The organism is Variovorax sp. SG517, assembly GCF_013376045.1.
In the GTDB taxonomy this organism is placed as follows: domain Bacteria; phylum Pseudomonadota; class Gammaproteobacteria; order Burkholderiales; family Burkholderiaceae_C; genus Variovorax.
The window spans coordinates 122,774-141,675 of sequence record NZ_JABMJG010000013.1 but is presented as its reverse complement, the minus strand read 5'-3'; the positions used below and the strand labels follow the sequence as shown (position 1 = coordinate 141,675).

Sequence of the window (18,902 nt, the reverse complement as noted above, 5' to 3'; positions counted from 1 at the left end):
ATGGCAGGCACCATTCATGTGGACGTGGTCAGCGCGGAAGAGTCGATCTTCTCGGGCGAAGCCAAGTTCGTCGCGCTGCCCGGTGAAGCCGGTGAGCTCGGCATCTTCCCGCGCCACACCCCGCTGATCACGCGCATCCGCCCCGGCGCCGTGCGCATCGAAACCGCCGACGGCAAGGAAGAGTTCGTCTTCGTGGCCGGCGGCATTCTCGAAGTGCAGCCGAACGCCGTCACCGTGCTGTCCGACACCGCGATCCGCGGCAAGGACCTCGACGACGAGAAGGCCAACCAGGCCAAGGCCGCGGCCGAAGAAGCGCTGAAGAACGCGAAGAGCGACATCGACATCGCGATGGCCCAATCCGAGCTGGCCGTGATGGCCGCACAGATCGCGGCGCTGCGCAAGTACCGTCAGAAAAAATAAGCTCCTTCGTCGGAGCGCAAGAAGCCGCCCTTCGAGGCGGCTTTTTTTCGTCTAGTGACTCTCCAGAAGCAACCCTATTCGACCTGAATAAGGTCGAAGTTCGGCCTTGTCCGGCTGAAGCCCGCCACCTAGTATTCGCCTTCGTCCAGCGGCAATGACCGCAGGCGCAAGACAAAGAACACCGGAGACAAGGCGCGTGGCACCCTGGAGTGGCATCACTGCGGACGAAATGCGTTTGCTGGAAACGACCTTCTGGTCGGCCGGCGGCTCGCGCCATGCCATGGCGGAGCAGCTGGGCTTTTCCAAGAGCAAGGCCAATGGCCTGATCGCCGGCCTCGTCGACCAGGGCCTGCTCGCCGAAGCCGGCCTGCAGCGCTCCTCAGGCGGGCGTCGCCCCGAAAACCTCCAGCTGCATGCCGGGCTCGGCGTGCTCGTCGGCGTGGACATCGGCGCTACCAGCCTCGACGTGGCCGTGCTGCGGCCTGACCTCAGCGTGCTCGCCCAGCACGACGAACCCGCCGACGTGCGCGAAGGCCCGGCGGTGGTGCTGGCCCGTGTGCGCGTGCTGATGCGCGAGCTGCTGGCCCGATGCGGCCATGGCCCCAAGGACGTGCTCGGCATCGGTATCGGCGTGCCCGGCCCGGTCAACTTCGAGATCGGCCAGCTCGTCAATCCGCCGCTGATGCCGGCCTGGGACAGCTTCTCGATCCGCGACTACCTGCGCGAGGACTACGCCGCACCCGTCTTCGTCGACAACGACGTGAACCTCATGGCGCTCGGCGAGCTGTGGCGCCTGAAGCGCTCGCTGAGTAACTTCCTCGTCATCAAGATCGGCACCGGCATCGGCTGCGGCATCGTGTGCCACGGCGAGGTGTACCGCGGCGCCGCCGGATCGGCCGGCGACGTGGGCCACATCTGCGTCGACCAGGAAGGCCCGCGCTGCCATTGCGGCAACCTCGGCTGCGTCGAGGCGATGGCCGCCGGCCCGGCGATCACGCGCATGGCGGTGCAGGCTGCGGAAGCGGGCGAGAGCGCCGCACTTGCCGAAGTGCTGCGCCAGCACGGCCGCATCGACGCCGTCGACGTGGGCCAGGCCAGCCGCGGCGGCGACACGGCGGCCAACGCCATCATCCAGCGCGCGGGCAGCCTGATCGGGCAGATGCTCGCGTCGGTCGTCAACTTCTTCAATCCGTCGCATGTGTTCATCGGCGGCGGCATCACGCGCATCGGGCCACTGTTTCTCGCTGCCGTGCGGCAAAGCGTCTACCAGCGCTCGCTGGCGCTTTCCACGCGGCACCTGGAGATCCAGTACACGCCGCTGGGCATGCAGGGCGGCGTGATCGGCGCCGGGGTGCTCGCGATGCAGGAAACCCTGAAGGCACGCGGGGTGGCGCCATGACAGATGCGGGTATGAGCGGCAAAGGCAGCGTCGCCGTCGAGTTCGAGGGCATCGTGAAGGCCTTCGGCCCGGTGCAGGTGCTGCACGGCGTGAGCTTCGCGCTCGTGCCTGGCTGCGTGTACGGCCTGCTCGGCGAGAACGGCGCGGGCAAGTCCACGCTGATGAAGATCCTCTCGGGCTATGAGTCGCCCACCGGCGGCACGCTGAAGATCAACGGGCAGCCGCGGCAGTTCGCGAGTTCGCGCGACGCCGAGGCGCTGGGCATCGTGCTGATCCATCAGGAGTTCAACCTCGCAGAGGACCTCAACGTGGCCCAGAACGTCTTCCTCGGCCATGAAAAGAAGAAAGGCTGGCTGCTCGACGATGCCGCCATGGAGCGCGACGCCGCCTCCGCGCTCGCGGCGGTCGGCCTGAACATCGATCCGCGCACCAAGGTGCGCCGGCTCATCGTCGCCGAGAAGCAGCTCGTCGAGATCGCGAAGGCCATCGCCCGCCGCGCACGCCTGCTGGTGATGGACGAGCCCACCGCCACGCTCACACCCGGCGAGACCGAGCGCCTGTTCAAGCTCATCGCCCAGTTGCGCGCCGACGGCGTGACCATCGTCTACATCTCGCACAAGCTCGACGAGGTGGAGCGCGTGACCGACGATGTCATCGTCATGCGCGACGGCCGCTTCGTCGCTCGCGCGCCGACGGCCGAGGTCACGCGCCAGCAGATGGCCAACCTGATGGTGGGCCGCGAGCTGGCCGACCTCTATCCGCCGCGCGACCCCGTCACCACCGCGAGCGCCCCCGCGATGCGCGTGCAGGGCTTCAGCGTGCCCGGCTGGGCGCAGGACGCGAGCTTCGAGGTGCGACCTGGCGAGATCCTCGGCTTCGCAGGTCTTGTCGGCGCGGGCCGCACCGAGCTCTTCGAGGGCCTGCTGGGCCTGCGACCTGCCAGCGGCGGCAGCGTCGAGATGCTCGGCCAGCCCGTGCCGCACGGCAAGGGCTGGCGCAACCCGCGCGACGCTGCGCGGCACGGCCTCACCTACCTGAGCGAAGACCGCAAGGGCAAGGGCCTGCACGTCGATTTCGGCCTGCGCCAGAACCTCACGCTGATGGCGCTCGAGCGCTACGCCCAGCCCTGGCTCAAGCCCGAGGCCGAGCGTGGCGCGCTGGCCGAGGCGGTGAAGGACTACGGCATCCGCACCGGCTCGCTCGACGTCAAGGCCTCGTCGCTGTCGGGCGGCAACCAGCAGAAGCTCGCGCTCGCCAAGGTGCTGCAGCCGAAGCCGAAGGTGGTGGTGCTCGACGAGCCCACGCGCGGCGTGGACGTGGGTGCCAAGCGCGACATCTATTTCCTGATCCAGCGACTCGCCCGCGAAGGGCTCGCGGTGATCGTCGTCTCGTCGGAGCTGATGGAGCTGATCGGCCTGTGCCACCGCGTCGCGGTGATGCGCGCGGGCCGCATCGTTGCCACGCTCGACGCCGACCATCTGACAGAAGAGGAGCTCATCGCTCATGCCACCGGAACCAGATGAGCTAACCCCCAGGCTGCGCGCACTTCGTGTCGCTTCGCCAACCCCCTTGCAGGGGGCAACACCAGCGGCCCGGCAAAGCCGGTTCCGCGGTGTTCCCCGAACGAGCTTCGCTGCGCTCGCTGCCAAGTTGCTATTACATGCCCTGACGAATCGATAAAGACATGGCTTCCCCTACCGATTCCGCTGAAACCACGCACCGCAGCGAGGCTGCGCCGCGCTGGACCGAGCGCTTGCACGGCCTCGGCCCGGTCATCGGCCTGGTGCTGCTGTGCATCGCCGGCACGCTGCTGAACGGCGACTTCGCCACGCTGGACAACGCGATGAACGTGCTCACGCGCACGGCCTTCATCGGCATCATCGCGGTGGGCATGTGCTTCGTGATCATCTCGGGCGGCATCGACCTGTCGGTGGGCTCGATGGCGGCGCTGATCGCGGGCAGCGTGATCATGTTCATCAACTGGGCCGGGCCGGCCTCGGGCTCGCCGCTGCTGGCGGTGGTGATGGGCGCGGTGCTCGCGGTGGTGCTCGGCGCGGTGTTCGGGCTCGCGCACGGGCTGCTCATCACCAAGGGGCGCATCGAGCCCTTCATCGTGACGCTGGGCACGCTGGGCATCTTCCGCGCCTACCTCACGTACTTTGCCGACGGTGGCGCGCTCACGCTCGACAACGAGCTGTCGGACCTCTATGCGCCCGTGTACTACGCGAGCCTCGCGGGCATCCCGGTGCCGGTGTGGGTGTTCGTGATCGTCGCCATCGTGGGCGGCCTCATCCTCAACCGCACGGCCTACGGGCGCTACGTGCAGGCGATCGGCTCCAACGAGCAGGTGGCGCGCTACGCGGCGGTGGACGTCGACCGCGTGAAGATCCTCACCTACGTGCTGCTCGGCGTGTGCGTGGGCATCGCGACGCTGCTGTACGTGCCGCGCCTGGGCTCGGCCTCGCCGACCACCGGCCTGCTGTGGGAGCTGGAAGCCATCGCCGCGGTGATCGTCGGCGGCACGGCGCTCAAGGGCGGCGCGGGCAGCATCACCGGCACGGTGGTGGGTGCGGTGCTGCTCTCGGTCATCAGCAACATCCTGAACCTCACCAGCATCATCAGCGTGTACCTCAACGCGGCGGTGCAGGGCTTCGTGATCATCATCGTCGCGTTCCTGCAGCGCGGCCGGCGCTAGTTCTTTCCCGTTCCGTTCCATCAACCAAGAGGAGACATCCAGCATGACGACTTTCACCCGACGCCTCGCTCTCACGGCGGTTGCCGCCGCAGCGTTCGCCAGCCTGCCCGCGCTCGCCGCGGAGAAGGTCAATCTCGGCGTTTCGATTCCCGCGGCCACGCACAGCTTCATGGGGGGCATCAACTACTGGGCCAACCAGGCGAAGAAGGACCTGGAGAAGGAACACAAGGACCTGAAGATCACCATCAAGACGGCCGCCAACGCGCCCGAACAGGCCAACCAGCTGCAGGACCTCTCGACGGTCACCAAGATCAACGCGCTGGTCGTGTTCCCGTTCGAATCCGCAGCGCTGACCAAGCCCGTGGCGCAGGTCAAGGCCAAGGGCGCCTACGTGACCGTGGTCGACCGCGGCCTCACCGACACCAGCGCGCAAGACGCGTACGTGGCCGGCGACAACACCGCCTTCGGCAGGATCCCGGCCGAATACATCGTGAAGCAGCTGGGCGGCAAGGGCAACGTGGTGGCGCTGCGCGGCATCGCGACCACGCTGGACAACGAGCGCATGGACGCCTTCAACGCGGTGCTCAAGAACAGCCCCGACATCAAGCTGCTCGATGCCAAGTACGCCAACTGGAACCGCGACGACGCCTTCAAGGTCACGCAGGACTACCTCACGCGCTTCAAGAGCATCGACGCCATCTGGGCCGCCGACGACGACATGGCCGTGGGCGTGCTCAAGGCCATCGAGCAGGCCAAGCGCGACGACATCAAGATCATCTTCGGCGGTGCAGGCGCCAAGGGCATGGTCAAGACCATCATGGACGGCAAGGACAAGCGCATCACGGCCGACGTGAGCTACTCGCCCAAGTTCATCTACGACGCGATCAAGCTCACGGCCGAAGCGCGCCTGAAGGGCGAGAAGCTGCCGGCGACGACGATCATTCCTTCGGTGCTGATCACCAAGGAAAACGCGAAAGACTTCTACCACCCGAACTCGCCTTTCTGAGTTCTCCCCCAGGCTTCGCGCACTTCGTGTCGCTACGCCAACCCCCTTCCGGGGGCAACACCTGCGGCCCGGCGAAGCCGGTTCCGCGGTGTTCCCTGAAAGACACGACATGACCGACACACCTCCTCGCAAACTGCGCTACGCCATGGTCGGCGGCGGCCGCGACGCCTTCATCGGCGCCGTGCACCGCAAGGCCATGGCGCTCGACGGGCAGATCGAGCTCGTCGCGGGCGCGCTCTCGTCCAGCCCCGAGAAGGCGCGCGCCTCGGGCCGCGACCTCGGCCTGGTCGACGGCCGCAACCACGGCGACTGGCAGGCGCTGCTGGCCGACGAGCTGAAGCGCCCGGAGGGCGAGCGCATCGACTTCGTGTCGATCGTCACGCCCAACCACGTGCACTTTCCGGTGGCGCAGGCCTTTGCCGAAGCGGGCTTCCACGTGGTGTGCGACAAGCCGCTGGTGCACACGCGCGAGCAGGCCGACGCGCTGGTCGCCACGGTCGCGAAGAAGGGCACGGTGTTCGGCGTCACCTACAACTACACCGGCTATCCGATGGTCCGGCAGGCGCGCGAGATGGTGCGCTCGGGCCTGATCGGCGAGGTGCGCAAGGTCGTCGTCGAATACAACCAGGGCTGGCTTGCGAGCCATGTCGAAGGCAGCGGCGGCAACAAGCAGGCCGACTGGCGCACCGACCCCGCGCGCAGCGGTGCGGCCGGCGCCATCGGCGACATCGGCTCGCACGCCGAGAACCTCGTGGCCACCGTCACCGGCCTGCGCATCGAGAGCCTGTGCGCCGACCTCGGCGCGCTGGTGCCGGGCCGCATGCTCGACGACGACGGCAGCCTGCTGCTGCGCTTCGAGGGCGGCGCACGCGGCGTGCTCGTGGCCTCGCAGATCAACACCGGCCTGGAGAACGACCTGCGCCTGCGCGTGTCGGGCACGCTGGGCACGCTCGAATGGCATCAGGAGCAGCCGAGCCGGCTGGTGCACCTGCCGCACGACGGGCCGCTGCAGGTGCTCACGCGAGGGGCGCCATGGCTGTGCGAGTCCGCGCAGCGTGCGAGCCGGCTGCCGGCGGGGCACCCGGAAGGCTTCATCGAGGCCTTCGCGAACGTGTACGCGGGCGTGGCGGCGGACATCCGCGCCAGGCTCGCCGGACAACCGGCCGATCCGCTCGTCGCCGACTACCCGCGCGTGGAGGACGGCGCGCGCGGCGTGCGCTTTATTGAACGCACGGTGGCTTCGGCGAAAAGCGAATTAAAGTGGACGCCCTGGTAGCGCGCGGCGCGCTGCCCGGGCTGCCATGACACCTCCAGCGTCCGACGCCACGTCCTCCACCCCTTCGTCTTCTGCTGCTGCTGCTGCTGCTGCTGCATCGTCTCCATCGGCGGTGCCGTCATGGCTCGCGGCCCTGTGGAAGCGCAGCATCACGCTGTTCCCCCTGAAGCTGGTCGGCAACACCATCGCCACGCTCGGCTTCTTCCCGCTGTACTTCTGGATCATGAAGAACGCGGGCCAGGCCTGGGTGCTGCCGCTCACGCCCATCGACGGGCTCATCGCCTTCTGGCCGTGGCTGCTGCCGGTGTATCTGTCGCTCTGGGGCTACATCGCGCTGCCGGTGCTGCTGGCCAGGGACATGCGCGAGCTGCAGGGCTTCTCGCTGGGCTGCGCGGCGATGACGCTGCTGGCGCTGCTCGTGTTCTGGTTCATGCCCACGGCAATTCCCAACTTCGTGGTCGAGACCACGCCGGGCACCTCGCTGCAGTTCCTCAAGATGGTGGATTCGGCGGGCAATGCCTTCCCGTCGCTGCACGTTTCGTTCTCGGTGTTCACCTGCGTCGCCCTGGCGCGGCAGCTGCGGGCGGTGGGCGCGCCGGCCTGGCTGCGCGTTGCCAACGTGGCGTGGGCCGCGGGCATCGTCTATTCGACGATGGCGGTGCGCCAGCATGTGCTGATCGACGTGCTGGGCGGCTTCGCGCTGGGCGTGGCCTTCGGCCTCGCCACGCGTGAGCGCGCCGCGGCGGCCGCACCGGCTTAGGCCGATTGCGATATACCGCCGCGCCGGCGCGCGCGGTACAAACCGGGCATCGTCGTCCAGTGCCCGGGGGAGCCTGCCATGAACATCCGTCTTTCCGCCGTGGTGGCCTGCGTGGCGGCCGGTGCCCTCGCGGGCCCCGTGCTCGCGCTCGACTTTCCCGCACGCAAGCCCGGCCTCTGGGAGATCCGCACGGGAGACGGCACCGGCAAGGACGCCGCGGCCGGCCACACCATGCAGCAGTGCATCGACGCGGCCAGCGACAAGGCGCTGCGCGACATGGGCCAGGGCATGGGCAAGGACATGTGCTCGAAGCAGGAGCTGAGCGCGGACGGCGGCAGGCTGGTCATGGACTCGGTCTGCAAGATCGGCAACACCGTCGCCACCTCGCACGCGGTGATGAGCGGCGACTTCAGCACCGCCTACCGCATGGAGAGCAAGTCGAGCTACAACCCGCCGCTGATGGGCCGCGCCGAGGGCCACAGCGTGATGGAGGCCAAGTGGATCGGCCCCTGCAAGGCCGACCAGAAGCCTGGCGACATGGTCATGCCCAACGGCATGAAGATGAACGTGCTCGACATGGCGAAGAACCGCCCGAAGCGCCCCTAGGGTAGGCGCCCGCCCACAACGCTTTGCGCCCGCCGCGCGGCGGCGCCAAACCCCGGCAGCGCCTACGATGGCGTGCCATGCCTCCCGCAAAGCAGGAAGAAGACCTCCTCGTCGTCGCCAGGCCCGAGGGCCTGTACTGCCCGCCCGGCGATTTCTACATCGACCCGTGGCGGCCGGTGGCGCGCGCCGTCATCACGCATGCGCATTCCGACCACGCGCGCGCCGGGCACGGGCACTACCTCGCCCACACCGACAGCGCCGGCACGCTGCGCGCGCGCCTGGGCAGCGACATCGCGCTGCAGACGCTGCCCTACGGCGAGGTCATCGAGCACCACGGCGTGCGCGTCTCGCTGCACCCTGCCGGCCATGTGTTGGGCTCGGCCCAGGTGCGGCTGGAGCACGGCGGGCGCGTGTGGGTGGCCTCGGGCGACTACAAGACCGAGCCCGACGGCACCTGCCCGCCGTTCGAGCCGGTGCCCTGCGACACCTTCATCACCGAATCGACCTTCGGCCTGCCGGTCTACCGCTGGCCCACGCAGCCGGTGCTGTTCGCGCAGATCGACGCCTGGTGGCGCGCCAACGCCGAAGCCGGCCGCGCCTCGGTGCTGTTCTGCTATGCCTTCGGCAAGGCGCAGCGCATCCTGCACGGCGTGGACGCGAGCATCGGGCCCATCGTCGTGCATGGCGCGGTGGAGCCGCTCAATGCCGTCTACCGGGCGGCCGGCGTGGCATTGCCGCCGACCTTGCGCGTGGGAGACGAAGGCGTCGATGCCGCGCTGCTGAAGCGTTCGCTGGTGCTTGCGCCGCCTTCCGCGCAGGGCTCGCCATGGATGAAGCGCTTCGGCAACTACGCCGATGCCTTCGCCAGCGGCTGGATGCAGCTGCGCGGCGCGCGCAGGCGGCGCGGCGTGGACCGGGGCTTCGTGATGTCCGACCACGCCGACTGGCCCGGGCTTCAGCAGGCCATCGCCGGCACCGGGGCCGGGCGCGTGTTCGTCACGCATGGCAGCGTGCAGGTGATGGTGAGGTGGCTCACCGAGAACGGGCTCGATGCGCAGTCGTTCAAAACCGAGTACGGCGACGAGGACGATCAGGGGGCTCCTTCTGTCTCCGAGGGAGAACCAGGGAAGGGGGAAACAGCGCTCGATGCGGACGCCGGCAGCCCCCATCCCGACCTTCCCGCAGAGGGGGAAGGAGAGAAACCATGAAGGCCTTCGCCGCGCTCTATCACGAGCTCGACGCCAGCACGTCGAGTCTCGCCAAGCAAGCCGCATTGCAGCGCTACCTGCGCGAGGCCGATCCGGCGGATGCGGCCTGGGCCGTCTACTTTCTCGCGGGCGGCAAGCCGCGCCAGCTGGTGCCCGTCAAGCTGCTGCGGCTGCTCGCGCAGGAGGCGGCGGGCCTGCCCGAGTGGCTGTTCGACGAGAGCTACGACGCCGTGGGCGACCTGGCCGAGACCATCGCGCTGCTGCTGCCGCCGCCCACCGACGCGCACGACCTGGGCCTTGCCGCATGGGTCGAGCAGCACCTGCTGCCGCTGCGCGATGCTGCGAAGAACGCCCCCGACGAGCTTGCCGGCCGCCTGCGCGCGCAGTGGCGGCAGCTCGCGCCCGAGGAGCGGCTGGTGTACTTCAAGCTCATCACCGGCGCGTTCCGCGTCGGCGTTTCGAAGCTGCAGGTCACGCAGGCGCTCGCGGCGGTGGGCGGCATCGACGCCAAGCGCGTGGCGCAGCGGCTCATGGGCTACACGCATATCGGAGGAAGGCCGCGGGCCGCCGACTACCAGGCGCTCATCGCACCCGAGTCGGGCTCCGAGCAGGAGCAGAAGACCAGCGGCCAGCCGTACCCCTTCTTCCTTGCGCATCCCTTCAACCTGCCGCTGGAGCAGTTCGACGCGGTGCTGGGGCCGCCCTCGGACTGGATCGTCGAATGGAAGTGGGACGGCATCCGCGCGCAGCTGGTCAAGCGCGCGGGCGCGGCGTGGGTGTGGTCGCGCGGCGAGGAACTGGTGACCGAGCGCTTCCCCGAACTCGCCGCGCTCGGCGAGGCGCTGCCCGACGGCACGGTGCTCGACGGCGAGATCGTCGTATGGCGTGAAGGCCGCGTGCAGCCCTTCGCCGAGCTGCAGAAGCGCATCGGCCGCAAGACGCTGGGCACCAAGCTGCTGCGCGACATACCGGTGGTGCTGCTGGCCTACGACATCCTCGAATGGGAAGGGCGCGACCTGCGCGCGCTGCCGCAGTCGGAGCGCCGCGTGCTGCTCGACGAGCTGGTCGGGCGCATGGACCATCCCTCGCTGCTGCCGAGCCCCGTGCTCGCCGGGGCAGACTGGCCCGACCTCGCGCGCCAGCGTGAAGCGGCGCGCACCATGGGTGTCGAAGGGATGATGCTCAAGCGCCGCGACGCGCAGTACGGCGTGGGCCGCACCAAGGACGTGGGCGTGTGGTGGAAGTGGAAGATCGATCCGCTGAGCGTCGACGCGGTGCTGATCTACGCGCAGCGCGGCCACGGCCGGCGCGCCAGCCTCTTCAGCGACTACACCTTCGCCGTGTGGGACGGCTCGCCCGGGCAGGAAGACCGCAAGCTCGTGCCCTTCGCCAAGGCCTACTCGGGCCTCACCGATGCCGAGATGGCGCGCGTGGACGCGATCATCCGCAAGACCACCGTCGAGAGCTTCGGGCCGGTGAAGAGCGTGAAGCCCACGCTGGTGTTCGAACTCGGCTTCGAAGGCATCGCGCGCAGTACGCGCCACAAGAGCGGCATCGCGGTGCGCTTTCCGCGCATGCTGCGCTGGCGCGAGGACAAGCCGGTGGACGAGGCCGATACCCTGCAGACACTCGCTGCGTTGTTGCCCGCATGAGCAGCAAGCCGCAAGCCCAGTCTTCGCTTCCCGCCCCTCCGGGGGAGGGCAGGGGCACGCGGCGTATCGAGAAGGCGCTGCCCGGCGACGGCCGCGTGCCCCCATCCCGACCTTCCCCTAGAGGGGGAAGGAGCAAGGCGGTCAAGGCTGCGCTCGATGCGTGGTTCGTCGAGCGCGGATGGAAGCCGTTCAAGTTCCAGCGCGAGGTCTGGAAGGCGATCGCCGATGGCAGGTCGGGCCTGCTGCATGCCACCACCGGCGCGGGCAAGACCTACGCCGTATGGCTCGGTGCATTGCAGGCCTTCGTGCGGGCGCGCAAGGCCAACGCGCCCGCAACCGCACGGCCAGTTGCCGATCCGCTCACCGTGCTGTGGCTCACGCCGATGCGCGCGCTGGCGGCCGACACCTTGCGCGCGCTGCAGCAGCCGCTCGAAGCCCTGGGCGCGGAAGTGCATCCATGGAGCGCCGGCGCGCGCAGCGGCGACACCACGTCCGCCGAGCGCAGCGCGCAGAACCAGCGCCTGCCTACGGTGCTCGTCACCACGCCCGAGAGCCTTTCGCTGCTGCTCGCGCGTGCCGACGCGCGCGAGGTGCTCGGGCATGTGCGCATGGCGGTGGTCGACGAATGGCACGAACTGCTGGGCAACAAGCGCGGTGTGCAGGTGCAGCTGGCGCTCGCGCGGCTGCGGCGCTGGAACCCGGGCCTCGCGGTCTGGGGCATGTCGGCCACGCTGGGCAACCTGCACGAGGCGATGCATGCACTGCTGGGCCATGAGGACGGCGTGCTCGTGCAGGGCCAGGTGCCGAAGAAGCTCGTCATCGATTCGCTGCTGCCCGGCGTGGCCGAGCGCTTTCCGTGGGGCGGGCACCTGGGCCTCACGATGCTGCCGCAGGTGATCGAGGAGATCGCTGCGAGCAGCACCACGCTGGTCTTCACCAACACGCGCTCGCAGGCGGAGATCTGGTACCAGGCGATGCTCGAAGCCAAGCCGGAGTGGGCGGGGCTCATCGCGCTGCATCACGGCTCGCTCGACCGCGAGGTGCGCGAGTGGGTCGAGCTGGGACTGAAGAGCGGCGAGCTGAAGGCGGTGGTCTGCACCTCCAGCCTCGACCTGGGCGTGGACTTCCTGCCGGTGGAGCGCGTGCTGCAGATCGGCTCGCCCAAGGGCGTTGCTCGGCTGCTGCAGCGCGCGGGCCGATCGGGCCATGCGCCGGGGCGGCCTTCGCGCATCACGCTCGTGCCCACGCACAGCGTGGAGATGGTGGAAGGCTCGGCCGCGCGCACCGCCATCGCGGCCGGCCACATCGAGGCGCGCCACACGCCCGAGCAGCCGCTCGACGTGCTGGTGCAGCACCTGGTGACGGTGGCGCTGGGCGGCGGCTTCGTGCCCGACGAGCTGTACGAGGAGGTGCGGGGCACGGCCGCCTACGAAAACCTCTCTCGCGAGAACTGGCAGTGGTGCCTGGAATTCGTCGCGCAGGGCGGACCGTCGCTCGCGGCCTACCCCGACTACAAGCGCGTGGTGCCCGATGCCGAGGGCGTCTGGCGCGTGCCCGATGCGCGGCTCGCGCGGCGGCACCGCATGAACATCGGCACCATCGTGAGCGACGCGAGCATCTCGGTGCAGTACGTCGGCGGCACGAAGATCGGCAGCGTGGAAGAGAGCTTCGTCGCCCGCATGAAGCCCGGCGACTGCTTCCTGTTCGGCGGTCGCATGCTCGAACTCGTGCGCATCCACGACATGACGGCCTGGGTGCGGCGCGCGAGCGGCAAGCGGGCCGCGGTGCCGCGCTGGGGCGGCGGGCGCATGCCGCTGTCGAACACGCTGGCCGACGCGGTGGTGCAGCAACTCGCGCAGGCCGGCGAGGGCCGCTACGACTCGCCCGAGCTGCAGTGCGTGCGCCCGCTGCTGGAGATTCAGCAGCAGTGGTCGGCGCTGCCCACGCCGCAGACGCTGCTGGCCGAGACGCTGAGCACGCGCGAGGGCGCGCACCTGTTCCTGTATCCCTTCGCGGGCCGGCACGTGCACCTCGGGCTCGCGAGCCTGCTGGCCTGGCGCGTCGCGCAGCACGAGGCGCGCACCTTCTCGATCGCGGTCAACGACTACGGCTTCGAGCTGCTGAGCGCGACCGAGGTCGACTGGCCCACGCTGCTACCCCAGGTGCTGACGCTGCCCCAGGGCAATGGCGAAGACCAGCGCGCGGCGCTGCTGCACGAGGTGCTGGCATCGCTCAACGCGGGCGAGCTCGCGCAGCGCCGCTTTCGCGAGATCGCGCGCGTCTCGGGCCTCATCTACCAGGGCTATCCGGGCGAGAAGCGCAGCAGCAAGCAGCTGCAGGCCTCGTCGTCGCTCTTCTGGGAAGTGTTCCGCAAGTACGACCCCGGCAACAGGCTGCTGCAGCAGGCCGAGCAGGAGCTGCTGGCGCAGGAACTCGAGATCGGCCGCCTGCGCGCGAGCCTCGAGCGCATCGCCACGCAGCGGCTGGTGCTGAAGCCGCTCGTGCGCCCGACGCCGTTCTCATTTCCGCTGATGGTCGAGCTGTTCCGCGAGAAGCTGTCGAACGAGAACGTGGCCGACCGCATCGCGCGCATGGTCGAGCAGCTCGAGAAGGCAGCGGGCGGCGTGGTCACGGCCGGCGGCGTGGAGCGCGTAAAAGGAACGCTCGCCTTCGGGCAGGAAGGGCCGGGCAAGCCGCCGAGGCCGGTGGGACAGCGGCGCGACCGCAGGCGGCCGTCGCGCCCGTCACGGCCGCTGCCGCCGCTCTGATGCGAGGGTCAGCCGGCGCCGTGCGCCTTCACCCACCGCACGATGTCCGCCGCGCCCATCGCGCCGGCCTGCCGCGCCACTTCGCGGCCGCCGCGGAACAGCGCCAGCGTCGGGATGCTGCGGATGTTGAAGCGCGCGCCCAGCGCGGGCACCGCCTCGGTGTCGACCTTGGCGAGCCGCACGTGGGGCTCGAGCTGCGCGGCCGCCTGCTCGTAGCCCGGCGCCATCTGCCGGCAGGGACCGCACCAGGGCGCCCAGAAATCGACCAGCACCGGGATCTCGTTGCGGGAGATGTGGCGGTCGAAGGTGGCGGCATCCGCCAGTGCCGTCGAATGGCCGGTGAACAGCGGACGATGGCAGCTGCCGCAGTCGGGCGCGCTGCCCAACTGCGCCGCGCGCACGCGGTTGGTCGTGTGGCAGTGCGGGCAGACGATGTGCAGCGGGGGTGATTCGGTCATTGCAGGCATTTGGGGGCTCTGGAGGGCCTTTGCAAGGCAATCGCAGGTTTTGCGACACTGGCCGGGTGAGATTCCCCGATACGTCCACCGCGCCGCTCGCCGTCCACTGGGCGGGCGAACTGCTGCACCTGCTGCCCCAGCGGGCCCTCTGGTGGCCCGGCCAGCGCGTGCTCTTCGTGGCCGACCTGCACCTGGGCAAGGCCGCGACCTACCGCGCGCTCGGCCAGCCGGTGCCCGTCGGCACCACGCAGCAGAACCTCGCGCGGCTCGATGCGTTGATCGAAAGGCACGAGCCCGGGCGCATCGTGTTCCTCGGCGACTTCCTCCACGCGGCGCAGGCGCGCACGGTGCTCGCCGCCGTCGAGCCCTGGCGCGCGCGCCATGCGGCCATCGCCATGACGCTGGTGCGCGGCAACCACGACAGCCGCGCGGGCGACCCGCCGCCGGAACTCGGCATCGAGGTGGTCGACGAGCCGTTCCTGCTGGGCCCCTTCGCCTGCTGCCACCATCCACAGACGCATGCCACGCACTTCGTGCTCGCCGGGCATCTGCATCCCGTCTGCAGGCTCCACGGCCGGGGCCGCGACAGCGTGCGGCTGCCCTGCTTTGCGAGCGACGGGCAGCAGGCGGTGCTGCCGGCCTTCGGCGAGTTCACGGGTGGGTGGCTGATGGAATCTGCGCCGGGCCGGCGCTTCCATGCGGTGGGCGGCGATGCCGTCTGGGCGCTGCCGGTCCAAGAGTGACGCTTGCTCCTTCCCCCTCTGGGGGAAGGCTGGGATGGGGGCAGGCAGAGCGCCGATTTGATGCGCCGCGTGCCCCCACCCCCGACCCTCCCCCCAGCAGGGGAGGGAGAAAGAATCAGAGCACGACCGGCTCGTCGGGCAGCTCGTTCACGTCGAGCTCGCCTTCGGCCAGGGGAAAGTGCTCGACCAGCAACGCGGAGATTTCTTCCAGCGCCTGCGTGAGCCCGTCCTCGAAGCGGCCTTCGCGGAAGGCGGCGCTCATGCGCTGCGCCATGGCGGCCCATTCGGCATCGTCGACATGCGCGTCGATGCCGCGGTCGGCCACGATCTCGATGGCGTGTTCGGCCAGCAGCAGGTAGATGAGCACACCGTTGTTGTGTGCCGTGTCCCACACGCGCAGCTTGCCGAACAGCGTCACGGCGCGCTCGCGCGGCGGCGCGTGGCGCCACAGGTACGACATCGGCAGGCCGGCCTCGACGCAGATGCGGATCTCGCCGCTGTGGCGCCGCTCGCTCGCCGTCACGCGGTGCGCGAGGCGCTCCAGCGCGGCCGGGGGAATCGCGCGCCGGACCTCGGATTCGTCGATCCAGCGGTGGCGCCAGATGCGGCCCAGCTTCGTGAAGAGGCCTGCGTCGTCCGGTTTGGTGTTCGTGGTCCGCATCGTGTTCACCAGTCCCCCGACGCGCCGCCGCCGCCGAAATTGCCGCCGCCGCCGGAGCTGAAACCACCGCCTCCACCTCCGCCGCTGAAGCCGCCGCCACCACCGCCCCAGCCCCCGCCGCCGGAACTCCAGCCGCCACCCCCACCGCCGCCCGGCCGCCCCGTGCCGGCGACCAGCGACACGATGAGCGCCACCAGAGCCGCGATCACCGCGATGGCGATGCTGGTGGTGATGAAGAACACCACCACGCCCACGCCGCCGCCGATGAACATCGTGCCCAGCTTCTTGCCGAAGATGGCCCGCGCGATCGGCGCGCCGACGAAGACGCCCACGAAAAGGAAAATTGCGAGGTTCTCCCAGTCGAAGCCCCCGTTGCCGCCACTACCGCCACCGGTGTTGCGCGAGGGCTCCGGCAGCGGCTCGCCGTCGACCAGCCCGATGAGCCGGTCCACCGCAGCGTTCAGCCCGCCCGCGAAGTCGCCGTTGCGAAAGCGCGGCTTCATCTCCTCGTCGATGATGCGCGCGGCCGCGAGATCGGGCACCGCGCCTTCGAGCGCCTTGGCCGTGGCGATGCGCATCTTGCGGTCGTCCTTGGCCACCACCACCAGCAGGCCGTCGCCGACGTCCTTGCGGCCGATCTTCCAGGCATCGCCCACGCGCTGCGTGTAGCTGGCGATGTCCTCGGGCGCGGTGGTCGGCACCATCAGCACCACGATCTGCGAACCCTTGCGCTGCTCGAAAGCCGCGAGCTTGGTCTCCAGGCCGTTGCGCTGCGCGCCGTCGAGCGTGCCGGTCTGGTCGATCACGCGCGCAGTGAGCGCGGGAATCGGCAGTAGGCTTTGCGCGAGCGCGCTGCCCGTTGCCAGCAGCATCCAGACAGCGACGACGGCCGAAAAAACACGCGCGAACAGTTCCAGGAACACCGCGGATCCGGCTTCGCCGGTCCGCAGGTGTTGCCCCCGGCGAGGGGGTTGGCGAAGTGACACGAAGTGCACGAAGCCTGGGGGAGTTACTTTTTCGGAGTGCTGAAATCGACCGTCGGGGGCGTCGAGATCTGCGCTTCGTTCTGCACCGAGAAGTTCGGCTTCGGCGCATAGCCGAAGATCTTGGCCGTGAGGTTGGTCGGGAAGCTGCGCGCGAGCACGTTGTACTCCTGCACGCTCTCGATGTAGCGGTTGCGCGCCACGGTGATGCGGTTCTCGGTGCCTTCCAGCGTCACGCGCAGGTCGCGGAAGGCCTGGTTGGCCTTGAGCTCGGGATAGCGCTCCGACACCACCATCAGCCGCGACAGAGCTGAAGAAAGCTCGCCCTGCGCCTGCTGGAACTTGTTGAACGCTTCGGGGTTGTTGAGCGTCTCGGGCGTCACCTGGATCGAGGTGGCCTTGGCGCGGGCCTCGATCACCTTGGTGAGCGTGTCCTGCTCGAAGCTCGCCTCGCCCTTGACGGTGGCCACGATGTTCGGCACGAGGTCGGCGCGCCGCTGGTACTGGTTGAGGACCTCGCTCCAGGCCGACTTGCTGGCCTCGTCGAGGGACTGGAACTGGTTGTAGCCGCATCCGCTCAGGGAAACGACCGCCGCAAGGATCAGGAACCAGCGCTTCATCATCATTTGCATTACCTCCGCAGAAGATGCGGAAGGTAGCATAGGCGGCTTCATGGCCCTCGATCCGCTGCAAGCCCTGCAAGCCGCCAACCGTGCGGTATTGCCCGTCGCCTCCTCCGCCTTCGGCACGCTGCTGATCGCGGGAGCGACCGGCGCGCTGGGCGCCGAGCTGCTGCGGCGGCTGGCGGGCAGCCACCGCCATGCGCACACCCGCGTGCTGGCGAAGGAGCCGATCCGCGACGGGCTGCGCGGCGTCGAGACCTACCTGAGCCCCGCCCTGCCCATCGCGCAGTGGCCGCCGACCTCGGCCCACACGGCCATCATCGCCTTCGACCCGCCGCGCCTGTACCACGACCGCGAGCGCGCGCTGTGGGCGCCCGAACCGTCCGACCTGCCCGGACTGGCCCGCTGGCTGCGTTCATGCGGCGTGCAGACGCTGGCCATCGTGCAGCCGCACGACCAGGGCCGGCTGCCCGAGGCGCTCAAGCGCGGTCTCGCCAGCCTCGACGAGCAGGCCGTGGTGGCCTGCGGCTTCGAGCGCGTGATCCTCGTGCGCTCGGCGCGCAAGCCGGCCAATGCGAAGCTCGCCAACCCCTTCGAGCGCGTGGCCGCGTGGATGCTGTCGGTGGTGCGCTTCATGGTGCCCAGCAGCGAGCAGCCGGTGCGCGCGGCCAAGGTGGCCGAACTGGTCGACGTGGCGCTGCGCATCGCGCCGCCGGGCGTGCACGTGGCGGCGCCCGAGATGGTGTGGCGCGCGTCGCAGGGCGACATGGAGGCCGGGGCGCGCGCGTGGCTGCGGCCCGAGGCCCCGCCCCCTCTGCCCTGACCTGACTCAACCGAAACGCAGCGAGCGCAGCCCCACAGTGCGATCCACGCAGACCACCGCCACCAGCGTGACCACGATGCTCACCGTCGACACGGCCGCCGCCGTCGGGTCGAAGTCCCAGCGCAGGTAGTCGAACAGCTGCAGCGGCAGCGTCGTCATGCCGATGCCCTTGAGCAGCAGCGACATGTTGAACAGGTCGAACGAGATCACGAACGCGAACAGGGCGCCCGTGATGATGCCCGGCTTGATCAGCGGCAACGTCACACGCACGAATGCACGCCACGGCGATGCACCCAGGCTGCGTGCGGCCTGCTCCAGCGTGCCGTCCTGGTTGTAGAGCGACGACGCGACGTTGGTGAACACATAGGGCAGCGTGACCAGCACGTGCCCCACCACCAGCCCGAACATCGTGCGCGTGCCGATGCCGCTCGCGTACAGGAAGAACAGCAGCGCGATCGCCGTGAGGATCTCCGGCAGCATGAGCGGAAGCATCAGCATCGTGCGCAGCCCCTCGCGAAGCCGCGTGGCATGGCGCACCACGTAGAGCGCACCGGCCACGCCGATGATGGTCGAGCACACCGTCGCGATGGCCGCCACCTGCAGCGAGGTGCCGATGGCGCGCATGAAGGCTTCGTTGGCGAAGAGCGCGCCGAACCAGCGCAGCGAGATTCCCTGCGGCGGAAAGGTCAGGAACTCGCCCGCGTTCAGAGACATCAGCACGATCACCGCGATCGGCAGCAGCAGGAACCCGTACACCGCGCCGACGTAGGCCAGGCCCATGGCATCGGCCACGCGCGCGGGCAGGGGTTTGCGCTTCATCG

General features: G+C 69.4%; 18 protein-coding genes. 13 read left to right on the top strand and 5 right to left on the bottom strand.

The window, feature by feature from the left end; all coding sequences use genetic code 11:
- The 11 genes from FHT32_RS31415 (at position 1) to FHT32_RS31365 (ending at position 13,790) form a co-directional block, all read left to right on the top strand.
- Positions 1-420: a F0F1 ATP synthase subunit epsilon gene (locus tag FHT32_RS31415; RefSeq protein ID WP_019657634.1), complete on the top strand. Its 420-nt coding sequence runs from the start codon at positions 1-3 to the stop codon at positions 418-420.
- Between the two features lie 229 nt (positions 421-649).
- On the top strand, positions 650-1,819 hold the full coding sequence (locus tag FHT32_RS31410) for an ROK family protein (protein ID WP_176668460.1): 1,170 nt from the start codon (positions 650-652) through the stop codon (positions 1,817-1,819).
- Complete coding sequence (locus tag FHT32_RS31405; RefSeq protein ID WP_176668459.1) at positions 1,816-3,342, top strand: sugar ABC transporter ATP-binding protein; 1,527 nt, start codon at positions 1,816-1,818, stop codon at positions 3,340-3,342. The genes FHT32_RS31410 and FHT32_RS31405 overlap by 4 nt, the downstream gene beginning before the upstream one ends.
- A gap of 161 nt (positions 3,343-3,503) precedes the next feature.
- A complete protein-coding gene (locus tag FHT32_RS31400; RefSeq protein WP_176668458.1) occupies positions 3,504-4,514 on the top strand; it encodes an ABC transporter permease in 1,011 nt (336 codons plus the stop codon).
- Positions 4,515-4,557: 43 nt separating this feature from the next.
- Positions 4,558-5,520: a substrate-binding domain-containing protein gene (locus tag FHT32_RS31395; protein WP_176668457.1), complete on the top strand. Its 963-nt coding sequence runs from the start codon at positions 4,558-4,560 to the stop codon at positions 5,518-5,520.
- Between the two features lie 109 nt (positions 5,521-5,629).
- Positions 5,630-6,796 (top strand): Gfo/Idh/MocA family protein, encoded by a 1,167-nt coding sequence (locus tag FHT32_RS31390; RefSeq protein WP_176668456.1) that lies wholly within the window; start codon positions 5,630-5,632, stop codon positions 6,794-6,796.
- A 25-nt stretch (positions 6,797-6,821) separates the two neighbouring features.
- Positions 6,822-7,556: a phosphatase PAP2 family protein gene (locus FHT32_RS31385; RefSeq protein ID WP_256099233.1), complete on the top strand. Its 735-nt coding sequence runs from the start codon at positions 6,822-6,824 to the stop codon at positions 7,554-7,556.
- 78 nt (positions 7,557-7,634) lie between these two features.
- Positions 7,635-8,162 (top strand): DUF3617 family protein, encoded by a 528-nt coding sequence (locus tag FHT32_RS31380; protein ID WP_176668455.1) that lies wholly within the window; start codon positions 7,635-7,637, stop codon positions 8,160-8,162.
- 77 nt (positions 8,163-8,239) lie between these two features.
- Entirely contained in the window at positions 8,240-9,370 is a 1,131-nt protein-coding gene (locus FHT32_RS31375) for a ligase-associated DNA damage response exonuclease (RefSeq protein ID WP_176668454.1), read from the top strand.
- Complete coding sequence (locus FHT32_RS31370) at positions 9,367-11,022, top strand: ATP-dependent DNA ligase (protein WP_176668453.1); 1,656 nt, start codon at positions 9,367-9,369, stop codon at positions 11,020-11,022. The genes FHT32_RS31375 and FHT32_RS31370 overlap by 4 nt, the downstream gene beginning before the upstream one ends.
- Positions 11,019-13,790 (top strand): ligase-associated DNA damage response DEXH box helicase, encoded by a 2,772-nt coding sequence (locus tag FHT32_RS31365; RefSeq protein WP_176668452.1) that lies wholly within the window; start codon positions 11,019-11,021, stop codon positions 13,788-13,790. Before FHT32_RS31370 ends, FHT32_RS31365 begins: the two co-directional genes overlap by 4 nt.
- Before the next feature lie 8 nt (positions 13,791-13,798).
- Here the strand turns inward: FHT32_RS31365 and trxC are convergent, their stop codons facing one another.
- Positions 13,799-14,248, bottom strand: coding sequence for a thioredoxin TrxC (trxC, locus tag FHT32_RS31360; RefSeq protein WP_176668451.1), 450 nt, complete (start codon positions 14,246-14,248; stop codon positions 13,799-13,801).
- Here trxC and pdeM point away from each other — a divergent pair.
- Positions 14,236-14,991 (top strand): ligase-associated DNA damage response endonuclease PdeM, encoded by a 756-nt coding sequence (gene pdeM / locus FHT32_RS31355; RefSeq protein ID WP_371132300.1) that lies wholly within the window; start codon positions 14,236-14,238, stop codon positions 14,989-14,991. The genes trxC and pdeM overlap by 13 nt on opposite strands.
- A gap of 115 nt (positions 14,992-15,106) precedes the next feature.
- Here the strand turns inward: pdeM and FHT32_RS31350 are convergent, their stop codons facing one another.
- The 3 genes from FHT32_RS31350 to FHT32_RS31340 all read right to left on the bottom strand — a co-directional run bounded on the left by FHT32_RS31350 (position 15,107) and on the right by FHT32_RS31340 (position 17,261).
- Positions 15,107-15,652, bottom strand: a complete 546-nt coding sequence (locus tag FHT32_RS31350; protein ID WP_176668449.1) for a TPM domain-containing protein — start codon at positions 15,650-15,652, stop codon at positions 15,107-15,109.
- Positions 15,653-15,657: 5 nt separating this feature from the next.
- On the bottom strand, positions 15,658-16,575 hold the full coding sequence (locus FHT32_RS31345) for a YgcG family protein (protein WP_176668448.1): 918 nt from the start codon (positions 16,573-16,575) through the stop codon (positions 15,658-15,660).
- Between the two features lie 86 nt (positions 16,576-16,661).
- Positions 16,662-17,261 (bottom strand): LemA family protein, encoded by a 600-nt coding sequence (locus tag FHT32_RS31340; protein WP_176668447.1) that lies wholly within the window; start codon positions 17,259-17,261, stop codon positions 16,662-16,664.
- A gap of 46 nt (positions 17,262-17,307) precedes the next feature.
- On the opposite strand from FHT32_RS31340, the gene FHT32_RS31335 reads away from it, so the two are divergent.
- Entirely contained in the window at positions 17,308-18,081 is a 774-nt protein-coding gene (locus tag FHT32_RS31335) for a hypothetical protein (RefSeq protein ID WP_176668446.1), read from the top strand.
- A gap of 6 nt (positions 18,082-18,087) precedes the next feature.
- Here FHT32_RS31335 and FHT32_RS31330 read toward each other — a convergent pair whose 3' ends face one another.
- Entirely contained in the window at positions 18,088-18,900 is an 813-nt protein-coding gene (locus FHT32_RS31330; RefSeq protein WP_256099232.1) for an ABC transporter permease, read from the bottom strand.
- Positions 18,901-18,902: the final 2 nt, after the last annotated feature.

Excerpts from the sequence above, each read along its gene's own strand:
- FHT32_RS31415 (WP_019657634.1), top strand. The coding sequence starts at position 1 with ATGGCAGGCACCATTCATGTGGACGTGGTCAGCGCGGAAGAGTCGATC.
- FHT32_RS31410 (WP_176668460.1), top strand. The coding sequence starts at position 650 with ATGCGTTTGCTGGAAACGACCTTCTGGTCGGCCGGCGGCTCGCGCCAT.
- FHT32_RS31405 (WP_176668459.1), top strand. The coding sequence starts at position 1,816 with ATGACAGATGCGGGTATGAGCGGCAAAGGCAGCGTCGCCGTCGAGTTC.
- FHT32_RS31400 (WP_176668458.1), top strand. The coding sequence starts at position 3,504 with ATGGCTTCCCCTACCGATTCCGCTGAAACCACGCACCGCAGCGAGGCT.
- FHT32_RS31395 (WP_176668457.1), top strand. The coding sequence starts at position 4,558 with ATGACGACTTTCACCCGACGCCTCGCTCTCACGGCGGTTGCCGCCGCA.
- FHT32_RS31390 (WP_176668456.1), top strand. The coding sequence starts at position 5,630 with ATGACCGACACACCTCCTCGCAAACTGCGCTACGCCATGGTCGGCGGC.
- FHT32_RS31385 (WP_256099233.1), top strand. The coding sequence starts at position 6,822 with ATGACACCTCCAGCGTCCGACGCCACGTCCTCCACCCCTTCGTCTTCT.
- FHT32_RS31380 (WP_176668455.1), top strand. The coding sequence starts at position 7,635 with ATGAACATCCGTCTTTCCGCCGTGGTGGCCTGCGTGGCGGCCGGTGCC.
- FHT32_RS31375 (WP_176668454.1), top strand. The coding sequence starts at position 8,240 with ATGCCTCCCGCAAAGCAGGAAGAAGACCTCCTCGTCGTCGCCAGGCCC.
- FHT32_RS31370 (WP_176668453.1), top strand. The coding sequence starts at position 9,367 with ATGAAGGCCTTCGCCGCGCTCTATCACGAGCTCGACGCCAGCACGTCG.
- FHT32_RS31365 (WP_176668452.1), top strand. The coding sequence starts at position 11,019 with ATGAGCAGCAAGCCGCAAGCCCAGTCTTCGCTTCCCGCCCCTCCGGGG.
- trxC (WP_176668451.1), bottom strand. The coding sequence starts at position 14,248 with ATGACCGAATCACCCCCGCTGCACATCGTCTGCCCGCACTGCCACACG.
- FHT32_RS31350 (WP_176668449.1), bottom strand. The coding sequence starts at position 15,652 with ATGCGGACCACGAACACCAAACCGGACGACGCAGGCCTCTTCACGAAG.
- FHT32_RS31340 (WP_176668447.1), bottom strand. The coding sequence starts at position 17,261 with ATGATGATGAAGCGCTGGTTCCTGATCCTTGCGGCGGTCGTTTCCCTG.
- FHT32_RS31335 (WP_176668446.1), top strand. The coding sequence starts at position 17,308 with ATGGCCCTCGATCCGCTGCAAGCCCTGCAAGCCGCCAACCGTGCGGTA.
- FHT32_RS31330 (WP_256099232.1), bottom strand. The coding sequence starts at position 18,900 with ATGAAGCGCAAACCCCTGCCCGCGCGCGTGGCCGATGCCATGGGCCTG.